Genomic DNA, 14,904 nt, shown 5'->3' on the forward strand with positions numbered 1-14,904 from the left:
CTCAGTCGTAGTGCAACAGGGCGTGGCCCAGGTGGGGGACACGGCCCGCCAGCCAGTCGGTCAGGAAGGCCCAGATGGCGTCGCCGCTGGGCGGGCAGCCGGGCAGGAAGTGGTCGATGTGCACCACCTCGTGGATGGGGTGCACCTGGTTGAGGGGCAGCGGCAGCTCGGGGTCGTTGGGGATGCGGCTGCCCGGGGCCACGCCGGTCTGGTCGGTGTAGACGTCGCGCATGATCTGCCCCACGTCCATGTGGTTGCGCTGGGCCGGCAGACCGCCATTGACGGCGCAGGCCCCCACCGCCACCAGCACGCGGCAGTTGGCGCGGAATTCGCGCAGCACGTGCACGTTCTCGGCGTTGCACAGGCCGCCTTCCACCAGGCCGATGTCGCACTTGCCGATGTGCTTGATGTCGGTGAGCGGGGTGCGGTCGAACTCGATGTGCTCCACCAGCTCCAGCAGCCGCTCGTCAATGTCCAGGAACGACATGTGGCAGCCAAAACAACCGGCCAGCGACACGGTGGCGAGCTTGAGCTTGCGGCCCTTGTGCGGCGTGCGTGCGCCGGGCGATGGGGTCTGAGGGGTCATTCAGCCTCCTGTTTCAGTTGCTCGGCAATGGGGGCGCGGTCGTAGCGCCGCTGGCCGATGGGCACGGCAAAGCCCTGGCGCTTGGGCAGCAAGGCCCCCACGGGGCAGGCGGCCACGGCGGCGTCGGTCACGGCCAGGGCGCTGTCGCCCAGCTTGCCGCTGGGGCTGTTGACCAGCAGCACCGAACGGATGCCGTGGTGGCCCATGGCAAACACGTTCTTGCCATCCACCTCGCGGCTGGCGCGGGCGCAGCGCTCGCACAGGATGCAGCGGTTGTGGTCCAGCAGCACGTCGGGGTGGGTGGCGTCCACCTCGCGCGAGGGGCTGAGGGCTTCGAAATGCGGGTTGTCCATGCCCAACTGGTAGGCCGTGGCCTGCAACTCGCAGGCCCCGCTGCGCTCGCACGAGGGGCAGAAGTGGTTGCCCTCCACAAACAGCATTTGCAGCAGCGTGCGCCGCTGGGCGTTCAGCTCAGGGGTGTTGCTCTCCACCTTGAGGCCGTCGCTGGCCTTGACGGTGCAGGCCGCGCCCACCCGCCCGTTGATGCGCACGGTGCACAGGCGGCACGAGCCATGGGGCGTGAGGTCGCGGTCGGCACACAGGTGGGGGATGTAGTGGCCGCCGCGCAGCGCCGCGTCCAGCAGGCTGTCGCCGGGGTGGAACTCGACGGTCTGGCCGTCCAGGGTGAAGCGCCCCGAGGCGGGGGCGTCGAAACGGTCGGTGCTCACGCGATGGTCTCCAGGTGTGCGCCCTCGTCGTCGCGGCCGGTGGCCAGGCGGGCGCGGGACAGTTCGGCGTCCATGTCAAAACCGGGCACAAAGTGCATGGAGCGCAGGTGGACTTCGTAGGCGGGGCGGAACTTGACGAGCGTGTCGCGCAGGTTGTTGCAGGCCGCTGCGCCCAGGCCGCAGTGGGTGGTGGCGTGCATGAGCTTGTCCAGTTCGCCCAAGATGGCCATGTCATCGCCCGAACCGTGGCCGCGGCTGAGCTTGTCCAGCCGCCGCACCACCAAGTCGGTGCCCACGCGGCAAGGGGTGCAGAAGCCGCAGCTTTCGTGGGCGAAGAAGTGGGCAAAGTTGCGGGCCACCTCGAACATGTCGCGCTCGCGGCTGAACACCATGAAGGCCCCGGCGGTGGGCACGTCTTCAAAGCCGATGCGCCGCCCGAAGTCCGACGCCGACAGGCAGGTGCCCGAGGGCCCGCCCACCTGCACGGCCTGCGGGTCGCGGGCACCGCAGTCTTCCAGAATGCGGCCGATGCGCACGCCCATGGGGTATTCGTAAATGCCGGGGCGCTCGCAGTCGCCACTGACCGAGTGGATCTTGGTGCCGGTGGATTCGTGGGTGCCGTAGCCCGTCCACCATTCCGCGCCGTTCAGCAGGATGTGCGGCACCGAGCAGAAGGTTTCCACGTTGTTGACGGTGGTGGGCTGGTCGAGGTAGCCGCGCTCCACCGGAAACGGCGGGCGGATGCGCGGGGTGCCGCGCTTGCCTTCCAGCGATTCGATCAGCGCCGACTCTTCCCCACACACATAGGCCCCGGCACCCAGGTGGATGTCGATGTCAAAGTCCCAACCCGGCTGGCCCAGGATGCTGTGGCCCAGCAGGTGCTGCTCGCGGCGGCGGGCCAGCACGGCCTTCAGGTGGTCCAGCAGGTAGCGGTACTCGCCCCGCAGGTAGATGAAGCCTTGGTTGGCCCCCACCACGTGGGCGGCCAGGGTCATGCCCTCGATCACCGTGTCGGCGCAGCGGGTGAGCAGCACGCGGTCCTTGAAGGTGCCGGGCTCGCCCTCGTCGGCGTTGCACACCACGTAGTGGCGGTCGCCCGGGGCGTTGCGGCACAGCTGCCATTTGGCCCCGGTGGCAAACCCAGCCCCACCTCGCCCCCGCAGGCGCGAGCGTTTGACCTCGTCCAGCACGCCCAGCGGGCCACGCGCCAGGGCGGCACGCAAGGCGGCACCGGGCTCGGGCTGCGGGTCGGCCAGCTTGACCTCGGTGCGGCGGATCTGGTCGTCGATGCGAAACCACTCGGCGGGCCAGTCGGCCACGGGCACCTGGGCCTCGATCAGGGCAGCCATGTGGTCCACCCGCGACGGGTTCATGCGCGTGACCACCTGGTGGTGGTTGATGAGCAGCGCCGGTCCCTGGTCGCACAAGCCGGTGCAGGAGGTGAAGTCCACACTCACCCGCCCGTCGGCCCGCACCTGCCCGGGCTGCACGCCCAGGCGCTGGCACAACTGGTCGCGCAGGGCCACGCTGCCCAGCATGCGGTCGGTGATGTTGTCGGAAAACAGCACCCGGTACTGGCCCACCGGGCGGGTGTGGAAGAAGCGGTAGAACCCCACCACCCCGCGCACCTGGGCCACGCTCAGGGTCAGGGCCGAGGCGATCTTGTCAAGCACCTCGGGGGGCAACCAGCCCAGCGCGGCCTGCGTCTCCCGAAGGATTTGCACCAGCCGGTAAGGCGAACCATGGTGTCGCTGGAGAATGGGCTCCAGCACCTGAGCGAAGGCAGGCACAGCTGTCATGCGAAGGGCTCTCCCCAAGGAAGTGTGAGGCACCCGGCTGATGCCGAGGGCCTCACATTCTGGAGCCCGCCTTCACTGGCAGCGTTTGATGTTCGTCAACTCAGATGAGCTTGACCAGTTGCTTGCCGAAGTTCTTGCCCTTGAGCAGGCCCAGAAAGGCTTCGGGCGCGGCGTCAAGGCCCTGGGCCACGCTTTCGCGCGGGCGCAGCTTGCCGCTGCCCACCAGGCCGCCGAGTTCGGTGAGGGCTTCGGGCCACACTTCCATGTGTTCGCTGACGATGAAGCCTTCGATCTTCATGCGGTTGACCAGGATCAGCGCCGGGTTGGTCATGGGCAGCGGGGCGCCGTCGTAGCCAGCGATCATGCCGCACACCGCAATGCGCGAAAACGCGTTGGCGCGCAGCATCACCGCGTCCAGCACCATGCCGCCCACGTTTTCGAAATGGCCGTCGATGCCGTTGGGGCAGGCCACCTTGAGGGCCTTGGCCAGCGAGAGCATGTCGCTGTGCTCGCGGTAGTCGATGCAGGCGTCAAAGCCCAGTTCTTCCACCACGTAGCGGCACTTGTCGGGGCCGCCCGCAATGCCCACCACGCGGCAGCCGCGGGCCTTGGCCAGTGCGCCGTAGGCGCTGCCCACCGCCCCGCTGGCGGCGCTGACGGTGACGGTTTCGCCCGCCTTGGGCGCAATGATCTTGACCAGACCGTACCAGGCGGTCACGCCGGGCATGCCCACCGCGCCCAGGTAGTGGCTGAGGGGCACGTGGGTGGTGTCCACCCGGCGCAAGGCCCCGGGCACGGAGGCGTCCACCACGCTGTACTCCTGCCAGCCACCCATGCCCACCACCTTGTCACCGGCGGCGAATTTGGGGTGACGGCTCTCCACCACCTCGCCCACGGTGCCACCGATCATCACCTCGCCCAGGGGCTGGGGTTCGGCGTAGCTGCGGCTGGCGTTCATGCGCCCGCGCATGTAGGGGTCCAGGCTGAGGAAGTGGTGGCGCACCAGCACCTGGCCCTCGGCCAGGGCGGGTGTGTCGGTGGTGACCAGCTTGAAGTTGCTGACGGTGGCTTCGCCCTGGGGACGGTTGTCGAGCAGGATTTGGCGGTTCTGGGGCATGATTTATTCCTGAAAATGTAGCAATGATTCACCGTCAAACATGCGGTGAGGCACAAAAAAGCTTTTAAAAATCAATCGGTGGCAATGCCGCCGCCGGAACGGTTGAGGCCGTGCACGTCGCGCCCACCTGCGGGCAAACGGGCCACGTACTTGAAGGTGCCGGTGGCGTGGGCGCACAGGCGGCCCTTGCCGTCCAGCACCCGCCCTTCGGTGAAGGCCAGGGTGGTGGTGCGCTGCAGCACCTTGCCCACGGCCACCAATGGGCCCCGCTCGGCCTTGGCGGCGGACATGAAGCTGGTCTTCATCTCGATGGTGACGCAGCCCATGTGGGCTTCGGTCTCGGGCAGGGCGCTGCGGGCCGCGTGGGCCATGACCACGTCGAGCAGGGTCATGCTGGCCCCGCCGTGCACCACGTTGAACGAGTTGAGGTGCTCGGGCCGGGCGGCAAAGTGGATTTCGGCCTCGCCGTCGGCCATGCGCACCAGCTCAAAGCCCAGCAGCTCCACGAACGGGATGTGGACGGCAAACTCCATGCCTCAACCCCCGATCAGGGCGCTGACGCCCCCGTCCACCGCCAGGTACTGGCCAGTGATGTGTTTGCCCGCGTCGGACGCAAACAGCAGGGTGATGCCCTTCAGGTCTTCTTCGTCGCCCAGGCGGCGCAGCGGCGCTTGGGCGGCCATGTTGTCGGCCCCCAGGGTCTGGAGCAGGCCCGCCGTCATCTTGCTGGGGAAGAAACCCGGGCACACGGCGTTGACGTTGATGCCCCGCGGCCCCCACTCGCAGGCCAGCGCCCGGGTGAAGTTGATGACCGCGGCCTTGGAGGTGTTGTAGGCAATGGTCTGCATGCCCGGTGGGTTGCCGCCCAGGCCGGCGATGCTGGCCACGTTGATGATGCGTCCGCCCCGCGCCTTGTCGCTGCCCGCGGGCACGGTGAGCATGCTGCGCTTGGCCACCAGCTGGCTCAGCAGGAAGTAGCCGCGCACGTTCAGGTTCATGACCTTGTCCCAGGCGGCCACGGGGTGTTCTTCGGCGGGCGCGCCCCAGGTGGCCCCGGCGTTGTTGACCAGGATGTCGATGTCGCCCACGCGTTGCAGGGTTTCGTCCACCAGGTGGGTGATGCTGGCCTCGTCGGCGCAATCGGCGGCCACCCAGCGGGCGTCAATGCCCGCGGCCTGCAGGTCGGCGGCGGCCTCTTCCAGGTCAGCCGCCTTGCGCGACGACAGCACGATGCGGGCACCGCCCTCGCCCAGCGCATGGGCCATTTGCAGCCCCAGGCCGCGGGAGCCGCCGGTCACCAGGGCGGTCTTGCCAGTCAGGTCAAACAGTTGTTGGGTGGTGCGGGTCAAGGTGTGTCTCCTGTGGGTGTTTTGGAATCCATCGGCGAAGGACGCGGATTGTGGTGTCCGCCTGCGCCGCGCCATGTCTCGTGGGTGTCTGGTTCAGTGTGCGGTGTGGGCGTCGCCGTCTGCGGTCAGCAAGGTCAGGCTGCCATCGTCGGCCAGGTCGTGGCGCGACACCTTGGGCAGCCAGCGCAAAAACGCCTGTTCCACAGCCATGGCGTCGCCCAGGCAAGCCTTGCGGGTGGTGACCAGGGCATCGAGCTTCAAGAATTCGCCCTGCATCCGGTAGCGGCCATGGAACACATTGCAGCCGGTGGAGCCGGTCAGCCGGCCGTCGGGCTCGAACTGCACCGTGGCCGGGCTGTCCGTCAACCGCCACGTGCGGTGCTGAAGCATGCTCAGGGTGTCTCCCCCACAACCGGTGAAGGTTTGCCCGTCCTTGCGCACGACGGCGGTGAAGGGTTTGGGCAGGCCATTGATGCGGTCTTTGCACACGCGGTGAAACACCGTCACTTCGGTGGCGCCGGAACCCACACCCATCACCACGGGTTGGCCCACCGCCAAAGGCCGCTGGGGCGACACCTTCACGCCCTCGAGTTCGTCGGCACGGCCACCGGGCTGAGACCAGTGCAAGGTGATGGCACCCGCGTCGGCCACCAAACGCCACGACGGTTCATGGCCATTGGCCATGAACGGCGACACCAGGGGCTTGACCACCCGGCATTCCCCCAAAGCCTGGCCGCGCCAGCTCAGCACAGGGTCCGTCCCTTTGAACCACAACCACGTCCCGGGGTCTCCGGGCAACTGATAGCGGGTGCCCGAGGCCGATGGCGCAGGGGTCAGGTGGGCTTGCTCGGCCCCCAGGGTCACACGGGCCAACGTGCCCGCATACCCCACGCCCACCTCACGCCCTCCACAGGAGTACACGGTGGGCAACTGCCCCAGCCGAGGATCGGCCTTTTCGTACTGCAGGGTGGCGCGGGCGAGGTCGGGAGCGCGCATGCCCTCCTTCAGGCTCACGGTCGGTGCCGAACAGCCTCCCAAGGCCGCGACCGCACACAAGGCAAAGACAGGAGAGCGAACAGACAGGTTCATGACAGGGGCTTTCGGGTTTGCACCGAATTTTGGCCGAACCCGCGCCCCGGGTGTGAGGCGACGCTCAGAAGGCGGCCTCCGGCATGTCGGCGCACAGCGGGTCGCGGGTGGACACCACCTGCAACCACGCATCGATCTTGGGCAATTCGTAATGGTAGAAAAAGGCTCCAGCGCTTTTTCTGCCTGAATTGACAGCTACAGAAAACGCTGCATCCTTCTGGGCCACGGCCAGCACCACGTCCAACCAGATCCAGGCCAGCACCGTGTGCCCGAAGGCTTGCAGGTAGGGCACGGCGTTGGCCAGGGCCTCGTTGGGGTTGCCGGTGGACCAGGCGGCACGCGTGGCTTCGCCCACCCGCTGCAAAGCCCCCAGCAACGCCCGGGCCTGGCGGCCCAGTTCTGCCGCATGGGGGGCTGCGGGGTCTTGGGCGTCGGCATGCGCTGCCGCCCAGGCTTGGGCCCGGGCAGCGGTGTCTTGCATGCGGGCGGCCAGCAGTTGCAGGCCGCGGCCTTGCTCCATCAGCACCTTGCGGCCCAGCAGGTCCATGGCCTGGATGCCGTGGGTGCCCTCGTGGATCATGTTCAGGCGGTTGTCGCGCCAGTACTGCTCCACCGGGAAGTCACGGGTGTAGCCGTAGCCACCGTGCACCTGGATGGCCAGGCTGTTTGCCTCCAGGCACCACTCGCTGGGCCAGCTCTTGGCAATGGGGGTCAGCACCTCCAGCAGCAGACGGGCTTCGTCAGCAGCCTCAGGCGTGCCGGTGTGCTGCTCGTCAACCAACCGAGCGCAGTACAGCTCCAGGGCCAGTGCGCCCTCGGCGTAGCTCTTCTGGGCCAGCAGCATGCGCTTGACATCGGCGTGTTCGATGATGCGGACCTGAGGCGCGCTCGCGTCTTTTCCGGAAGCGCCCATGGGCCGCCCCTGCGGGCGGTTCTTGGCATAGTCCAGGCTGGCGTGGTAGCCCGCCATGCCCAACATGGTGGCGGCCATGCCCACGCCAATGCGGGCTTCGTTCATCATGTGGAACATGCATTTCAGGCCCTCGCCCGGCGCACCCACACGGTAGCCGATGGCCCCTGCGCCCTGTCCGTCCAACCCGGGCCCGCAGTCCACGCCCTGCCCCGGCAGGTTGCGGAACTGGCCTTCGCCAAAGTTGAGCAGGGTGTTGGTGGTGCCGCGCCAGCCGCATTTGTGGTTGAGGCCAGCCAAGGCCACGTCGTTCCGGCGGCCCGTCAGTTCACCGTGGGCGTTGACCAGCTTCTTGGGGACGATGAAGAGCGAAATGCCCTTCACCCCCGGCGGCAGGCGGCCCTGGTCGTCGGGGATCTTGGCCAGCACCAGGTGCACGATGTTGTCGGTCAGCTCGTGTTCGCCCGCCGAAATCCACATCTTGTTGCCGCGCAGGCGGTAGCGCGGGCCCAGGGGGTCTTGATCCCAGGGCACCGAGCCGTCGGCAGCCTCTGCGGGGCTTTCGTCAGGGGTGGCGCGGGTGGCCACGTCGCTCAGGGAGGAGCCGGCCTGGGGCTCGCTCAGGCACATGGTGCCCGACCACTCGCCCGCGAACTCCTTGGCGGCAAACACGCGTTTTTGCGCTTCGGTGCCGTGGGCCATCAGCAGGTTGGCGTTGCCACTGGTCAGCATGCCCGAGCCGATGCTGACCGACGCATGGCCAAAAAAGGCGTTGGCCGCGGCTTCCACGGTGTAGGGCAGCTGCATGCCACCCCATTCGTAGTCCTGGGCGGCGCTGAGCATGCCGCTGTCGGCGTAGGCTTTTTGCGCATCGTGGGTGGCCTGGGGCAGCACCACGCGCAGGCAGCCGTCGGGGTCGGTGACGGTGGTGGGCTCCTGGGTGTCCACCAGGCGGTTGAAGGGTGCGAATTTGTCGCGGGCAATGCGCTCGCAGGTGTCCAGCACGGCGTCAAAGGTTTCGCGGCTGTGGTCGGCAAAGCGGGGGCGCTGGTTGAGTTGTTCGACGCGAAGCCAGTCGTGCAGCAGAAAGTCGATGGTGGGGCGCAGGGACATGGTGTGGGGGAAGGTGCAAAAACAGCAGGTGCGGCAAGTGTCCATGCCTTGGCGCCCGACACAAGAGGCCCCACCCGCAGGGCGCGGGGGTTTGCGTCCCGACGGTGACAGCGGCGCCACACGGGGCCTTGATCTGACGCAAAACGGCTGCAATCGCCCCGGCGGGAACCCAGAAATTCAGCCCCGCGTCAAGCCCAGCGGGTAGACTTCTGCCCCTACTTTCGATCCTGCGCAACGGGTCAGAGCCCCGTTGTTGGAGACAGGCCCACCGCGCCGCGCACCCCACAAACACAATGAAGCAACTGAACGATTTCCGCCTGAATTTTGGCCGCCAGGAACTGGTGCCCATCATGATCGGGGGCATGGGCGTGGACATTTCCTCGTCCGACTTGGCGCTGGAGGCCGCGCGGCTGGGCGGCGTGGGCCACATTTCCGACGCCATGATCAAGACGGTCACCGACCGCCGCTACAAGACCAAGTTCGTCAAGGCCAAACAGGCGCTGTACAAGTACAACGTTGACTCGGAAGACAAATCCGCCGTCAAGTTCAACCTGGGCGACCTGGCCGAGGCCACCCGCCTGCACGTGGAGCACACCATGGGCCGCAAGCGCGGCAGCGGCATGGTGTTCATCAACTGCATGGAAAAGCTGACGATGAACGCCCCCAAGGAAACGCTGCAGGTCCGCATGGCGGCGGCGTTGGACGCGGGCATTGACGGCATCACCCTGGCCGCCGGTCTGCACCTGGGCAGCTTTGCGCTGATTGAAGACCACCCACGCTTTCGGGATGCCAAGCTGGGCATCATCGTGAGCTCGGTGCGGGCCTTGCAATTGTTTTTGAAGAAAAACGCCCGCCTCAACCGCCTGCCCGACTACGTGGTGGTGGAAGGCCCGCTGGCCGGGGGCCACCTGGGCTTTGGCATGGACTGGGCGCAGTACGACCTGGCCACCATCGTGGCCGAGGTGCTGCAGTACCTGCGCGACGAGCAGCTCAACATTCCCGTCCTCCCGGCTGGGGGCATCTTCACCGGCAGCGATGCGGTGCGTTTCATGGAAATGGGCGCGTCCGGGGTGCAGGTGGCCACGCGCTTCACCGTCACCCAGGAATGTGGCCTGCCCGACGACGTGAAGCAGGAGTACTTCAAGGCCAACGAGGACGACATCGAAGTCAACCAGATTTCGCCCACCGGCTACCCCATGCGCATGATCAAGTCCAGCCCCGGCATCGGGGACGGCATTCGCCCCAACTGCGAGGCCTACGGCTACCTGCTGGACGCCAACGGCAAGTGCGCCTACGTCACGTCCTACAACCGCGAGGTGTTGGCGCATCCCGGGGAAAAACGCATTTCGGTGATGGACAAGACCTGCTTGTGCACCCACATGCGCAACTTCGAGATCTGGACCTGCGGCCAGCTCACCTGGAAGCTGAAGGACACCACCGTGCGCCACGAGGATGGCCACTACCAGCTGCTGTCGGCCCAGCACGTGTTCGAGGACTACCAGTACAGCACCAACGACCGCATCAAGCTGCCCGAGCCGGTGGCGGAAGCCTCGGCAGGCTGATCCCCCATGCTGGCCCCGCTGGCGGCGGTCTCCGCCGAGGCTTTTCAGGCAGCCTGGAGCACCCTGGCCGCGGCGTCGGCACCTGGCGTGCAGCGTGTGGAGTGCGCCATGGGCGACTTCAGTTCGCTGGCGCGGGGCAAAACGGTCAGCAGCGCTGACTTCATCGCCGCCCAGGGCTGCAAGCTGCCCACGGTGCTGCTGGGCATGGGGGTCACCGGGGGGGCTCCAACCGACGTGTTCGGCGCCCTGCTGCCCCAGGCCTATGGCGACATGCAGCTGGTGCCCGACCTGCACACCCTGGCCCTGCGGCCAGGCCGCCCCCACGAAGCCACGGTGATTTGTGAACCCGTGGGGCGCTGGTGGTCCCCCGCGCTGGACCGCGAGGTGGAGGCCTCCGAGTTCTCGCCCCGTGCCGCGCTGCGCCATGTGCTGGCCGCCTACGCGCAACGGGGTTTGCAAGCCCGCGTGGCCCCGGAGTTGGAGCTGTTTCTGCTGCAACGCCAGGCCACCACCGGTGAACACCAGGTGGGCAGCGCCGTGGCCCAGCCCGGCAGTTCGGCCCGCGAATCGGCCTGCGAGCAGTATTCACTGGAGCGGACCACCCACTTTCAGGCCTACTTTGACGCGCTGTACGCCGGGGCCCAGGCGCTGGGCATCCCGCTGTCGGGCCATTTGCACGAGGCCGCGTTATCCCAGTACGAAATCAACTTCTTCCCCGGCGAGCCCCTGGCCATGGCCGACGCGGTGTTCCGCTTCAAGCGGCTGGCGCGTGAACTGGCCGTGCAGCACGGCTTCCTGGCCAGTTTTGCCGCCAAACCCTTCCTGGACCAGCCCGGCACCGGCATGCACTGGCACTTCAGCGTGCAGCGCCCGCAAGCGGCGTGGCCTGCGGTGTTTGCCGAGGCCGATGGCAGCTCCACCCCGGCGCTCACCCACTTCATTGCCGGGGTGCAGCGCGAAGCCGCCGCCGCCATGGCGCTGTTTGCCCCCTACGACATGGCGTTTGACCGCATCCGCCTGAGCGATGCCTCGCCCACCCACGCCAGTTGGGGCCACGAGGATCGGCATGCCGCGCTTCGCATCCCCACCTCCGGCCCCGCGGCGCGGCGCGTGGAAAACCGCCTGCCCGGTGGCGACGCCAATCCCTATTTGACCGTGGCCGCCACCCTGGCCTTGGGTCTGGTGGGGCTGGAGACCGCGGTGGCGCCTTCCGCCCCCGGTGAACCCGCACCCCCCTTGCCGCAAACCCTGCCCACGGCGCTGGACGCCCTGGCGCACAGCCAGGTGTTGCGCGAGTGGCTGGGCAGCCCCTTGCTGGATTTGTACACCGCCCTCAAGCGCCAGGAACATGCCGAACGCAATGCCCTGCCCGACCCACGCACCCAGTGGGACCTCAGGCACCTGATTGAGTTGGCCTGACCCCTGCACACCCAACCCCTGCCATGCCTCAAGCCCCCCTGCCCCCGCTGTTTCAGGTTGCCGTGATGGGGGCCGGTGCCGTGGGCTGTTACTACGGCGGCCTGCTGGCACGCGCCGGGCACCCGGTGGTGCTGATCGGGCGGCCTGTGCATGTGGACGCGGTGCAGGCCCACGGGCTGCGCCTGCAAACCCAGACCTTTGACGAACACGTGCACCTGGCCGCCAGCACCGAGGCCAGCGCGGTGGCGGGGGCCGATCTGGTGCTGTTTGGCGTCAAGTCGCCCGACACCGAGCGTGCGGGCGAGCAGATGCGCCTGCACCTCAAACCCGGGGCGGTGGTGCTGTGCCTGCAAAACGGCGTGGACAACGCCGAGCGGCTGCGCCAAGTGCTGCCATTGCACGAAGTGGCGGCTGCGGTGGTGTATGTGGCCACCGAAATGGCCGGTCCCGGCCACCTCAGGCACCATGGCCGGGGTGAGTTGGTGATGGAAGCCTTTTCCAGCAGCCCCACGGTGACCCAGGCCCTGGCCCGGGCAGGCGTGCCTGCGGAAGTGTCCGACAACGTGCGCGGTGCGCTGTGGGCCAAGCTGGTGCTGAACTGCGCCTACAACGCCTTGTCGGCCATTTCGCGCAAGCCCTATGGGCCGTTGGTGGCCTCGCCCGGGGTGAAAGACCTCATGGAGCAGGTGGTGGCGGAATGCCTGGCCGTGGCCAGCGCCGATGGGGTGACCCTGCCCGGCGATGTGCCCGCCGCCGTTCGCCGCATTGCCGAAACCATGCCCAGCCAGTTCTCATCCACCGCCCAGGACCTGATGCGCGGCAAACCCACCGAAATCGACCACCTCAACGGCCATGTGAGCCGCCGAGGCCAGGCCCTGGGTGTGGCCACGCCGGTCAACCAGGCCCTGTGGACCTTGGTGAAGCTGTTGGAACAGCCCGGTCGAGGTTGAACGGCCGCACGCAGTGGCACACGCTCAACCGTTGAGGTTTCGCTCGATGTAGCCGATGCAGGCAACCTCGGTCAGCGGCGGGCTGTACAGGTAGCCCTGGAACACGTTGCACCCCAGCGCCCGCAAACAATCGCGTTGCGCCACCGTCTCCACGTACTCCGCCACCACCGCCACGTGCTGTGCGCGCCCCAGGTTGGCAATGGTGCGGATGATTTCGGCGTTGGTTTTTTCCAGCATCACGTCGCGGGTCAGGGACCCGTCGATCTTGATGGCCGACATGGCAAACCGCCGCATGTACAGCAGTGACGTGTAGCCCATGCCGAAATCGTCCATGGACAAATTCACCCCCATCTGCACCAGGGCATTCAGGCTGTCATTGACCATGGGCACGTCGGGCAGTTCGGCCGATTCGGTCACTTCCAGCTCGATCTCGCCAGGTTGAAGACCGTGCAACGCCAAGGTTCTGGACACCTTGTGCACCAGTTGCGGATCGGTCAGCTGCAGGGGAGAAATGTTCACCGACATCTTCACGCCGCCCAAACCCTGCCGGTTCCAGCGCGCCTTGCACGCGCAGGCTTCGTTCAGCACCCATTCACCCAAGGGCAGGATGTCGCGGCTGTCTTCGGCCAACAAGATGAGCACCATGGGTGAAATGGCCCCATGAACCTCGTGGTGCCATCGGATGAGCGCCTCAACCCCCACCACACGCCCGTGCTCGTCGTGCTTGGGCTGATAGACCAGATACAAAGGGCCTTGTGGGGCGGACAACTCCTGCCGAAGGTCGCGCATGAGGCTGCGGGCAAAAATGCCCAGGTGGTCCTGCCGCATGTACAAGGCCTTGGAGGGCTGTGCGGCATGCGCGACTTCCTTCATGGCGGCCGCAAAGGCCAACCGCTCATCATCCAGGCGTTTGGCTTCTGCCCTGCGCACAAACGGCAGGTACATCAATGTTGAAATGCACAGGAACAACGCCTGCAATGCCAGACCATGCCAGGACTGCGTGAGGATCCAGCCCGACCACAAGGGCGGCAACGTCCAGGTGGCCTGTGTGTCCACAATGGTCAACCACCCACTTTGCGCTGCAGCCACCGCCAGCAGGTTGAGCACCACGGGCACCGCAAAAAACGGAACGACATAACGGGCGTTCAACACCACGGGCAAACCATACAGCAGCGATTCATTGATGTTGAACGCGGCCATGGGCACCGACACCCAGGCAATTTTTCGCTGGCGACCCGAGCGGGTGCCCCACAGCAAGGCCAGCAGCAAGCCCACGGTGGCACCTGTCCCGCCCAGCAGAACAAAGTAGTTGAACAAGGGGCGGTAGGCCAACGCGCTGCTGTACGGCTGGTTGTCGGGGGTGAACAGGCCCAGGAAATACACATCCAGGACACTGGCCCCCGAAATGCCCAGAAACCAGGTGGCCTGGTACAACACCACCGCCAGGCTGCTCAACCACCAGATGCCGTCAATGCCTCCCGACTGCGCCCACTCCACCAGGGGTTGCAGCACATCCAGCGGCACCGGCGGGAGCATGCGCAACAACTGCGCCAAGGCAAACACCACCAGACCCGCCACAAAAAAGACCGGGGCCAGCCGAATGGCGTAATAGAAGCTGACTTCGGCATCGTAGGCGTCGTCCACCAGCCGCATCAACGGGGAGCGCACCAACCAATACAGCACTTCCACCGAATAAATGCCCACGGCAATGCCCATGAGGATGGACTGGCGTCCCAATTCAGCCCAAGGCACCCCCAGCGACAGGGCCACCACCATGAAGTTGAACAGCGCTGACAGCCCCACCAACAAGGTGGGAACGCTGAACGCACGACCGTTGGACACCGGTTTTTTGAGCACCAGGTGCACCGCCACCAGGGTGGCCAGCACCAGACCGAAAATGCCATGCGTGGCGGTGTGGAGGATGCCCAGGCGGGCAAACCAGTTTGGCCCCAGCAACCACTCCAGCACCGCGTGATGCCCCGTCCAGGGGGCAAATTGCAGCAAGGTTCCCACCAAGCCCAGAAAGGTCCAGGGAATCAGCGTGACGAAGGAATTCCGGATGGCGTCCACCCAGTGCAGCAAACGATCTGCACCCGCACGCCACAACCCCGGAATGGACAGCAATCGCATGCAGGACTTTCAGCGAATGCAATGCACCCGCCAAGCAACCGCGAGTTTGTTCATGGATGACGGCACCCACGCCACCGGGCATTGATGCACCACATTTGCCTTCGGGAATACATCATGTCCTTGGCCTCGGAATTGGCATGGCGCTGCATGCT

General features: G+C 66.6%; 12 protein-coding genes. 3 read left to right on the forward strand and 9 right to left on the reverse strand.

Annotation, left to right across the window (positions count from 1 at the left end; all coding sequences use genetic code 11):
• Window position 1 precedes the first annotated feature (1 nt).
• From ACYVB7_RS14205 to ACYVB7_RS14240, 8 genes are all read right to left on the reverse strand, one after another.
• Entirely contained in the window at window positions 2–586 is a 585-nt protein-coding gene (locus ACYVB7_RS14205; RefSeq protein ID WP_460508807.1) for an NADH-quinone oxidoreductase subunit B family protein, read from the reverse strand.
• Complete coding sequence (locus tag ACYVB7_RS14210) at window positions 583–1,314, reverse strand: 2Fe-2S iron-sulfur cluster-binding protein (protein ID WP_460508809.1); 732 nt, start codon at window positions 1,312–1,314, stop codon at window positions 583–585. The genes ACYVB7_RS14205 and ACYVB7_RS14210 overlap by 4 nt, the downstream gene beginning before the upstream one ends.
• Window positions 1,311–3,113 carry an NAD(P)H-dependent oxidoreductase subunit E gene (locus ACYVB7_RS14215; RefSeq protein WP_460508811.1) on the reverse strand — a complete coding sequence of 601 codons (1,803 nt, stop codon included), beginning with the start codon at window positions 3,111–3,113 and terminating at the stop codon, window positions 1,311–1,313. The genes ACYVB7_RS14210 and ACYVB7_RS14215 overlap by 4 nt, the downstream gene beginning before the upstream one ends.
• Window positions 3,114–3,213: 100 nt before the next feature.
• Window positions 3,214–4,230: an NADP-dependent oxidoreductase gene (locus ACYVB7_RS14220; protein ID WP_460508812.1), complete on the reverse strand. Its 1,017-nt coding sequence runs from the start codon at window positions 4,228–4,230 to the stop codon at window positions 3,214–3,216.
• 71 nt (window positions 4,231–4,301) lie between these two features.
• Window positions 4,302–4,763: a PaaI family thioesterase gene (locus tag ACYVB7_RS14225; protein WP_460508814.1), complete on the reverse strand. Its 462-nt coding sequence runs from the start codon at window positions 4,761–4,763 to the stop codon at window positions 4,302–4,304.
• 3 nt (window positions 4,764–4,766) lie between these two features.
• Window positions 4,767–5,579 (reverse strand): SDR family oxidoreductase, encoded by an 813-nt coding sequence (locus ACYVB7_RS14230; RefSeq protein ID WP_460508816.1) that lies wholly within the window; start codon window positions 5,577–5,579, stop codon window positions 4,767–4,769.
• A gap of 93 nt (window positions 5,580–5,672) precedes the next feature.
• Window positions 5,673–6,668 carry an META domain-containing protein gene (locus tag ACYVB7_RS14235; RefSeq protein ID WP_460508818.1) on the reverse strand — a complete coding sequence of 332 codons (996 nt, stop codon included), beginning with the start codon at window positions 6,666–6,668 and terminating at the stop codon, window positions 5,673–5,675.
• Between the two features lie 64 nt (window positions 6,669–6,732).
• Window positions 6,733–8,691: an acyl-CoA dehydrogenase gene (locus ACYVB7_RS14240; protein WP_460508821.1), complete on the reverse strand. Its 1,959-nt coding sequence runs from the start codon at window positions 8,689–8,691 to the stop codon at window positions 6,733–6,735.
• A gap of 293 nt (window positions 8,692–8,984) precedes the next feature.
• Between ACYVB7_RS14240 and ACYVB7_RS14245 the strand changes: the two genes are divergently transcribed.
• From ACYVB7_RS14245 to ACYVB7_RS14255, 3 genes are read left to right on the forward strand one after another with little or no spacing between them, the layout of a single operon-like run.
• The gene (locus ACYVB7_RS14245; protein WP_460508823.1) at window positions 8,985–10,253 is read left to right on the forward strand and encodes a nitronate monooxygenase; all 1,269 of its coding nucleotides are present in this window, start codon (window positions 8,985–8,987) and stop codon (window positions 10,251–10,253) included.
• 6 nt (window positions 10,254–10,259) lie between these two features.
• Window positions 10,260–11,672: a glutamine synthetase family protein gene (locus ACYVB7_RS14250; protein ID WP_460508826.1), complete on the forward strand. Its 1,413-nt coding sequence runs from the start codon at window positions 10,260–10,262 to the stop codon at window positions 11,670–11,672.
• A 23-nt stretch (window positions 11,673–11,695) separates the two neighbouring features.
• Complete coding sequence (locus ACYVB7_RS14255) at window positions 11,696–12,622, forward strand: ketopantoate reductase family protein (RefSeq protein ID WP_460508828.1); 927 nt, start codon at window positions 11,696–11,698, stop codon at window positions 12,620–12,622.
• A 24-nt stretch (window positions 12,623–12,646) separates the two neighbouring features.
• Here ACYVB7_RS14255 and ACYVB7_RS14260 read toward each other — a convergent pair whose 3' ends face one another.
• Window positions 12,647–14,752 (reverse strand): EAL domain-containing protein, encoded by a 2,106-nt coding sequence (locus tag ACYVB7_RS14260; RefSeq protein ID WP_460508830.1) that lies wholly within the window; start codon window positions 14,750–14,752, stop codon window positions 12,647–12,649.
• Between the last annotated feature and the right edge of the window lie 152 nt (window positions 14,753–14,904).

Source organism: Hydrogenophaga soli (assembly GCF_054777695.1).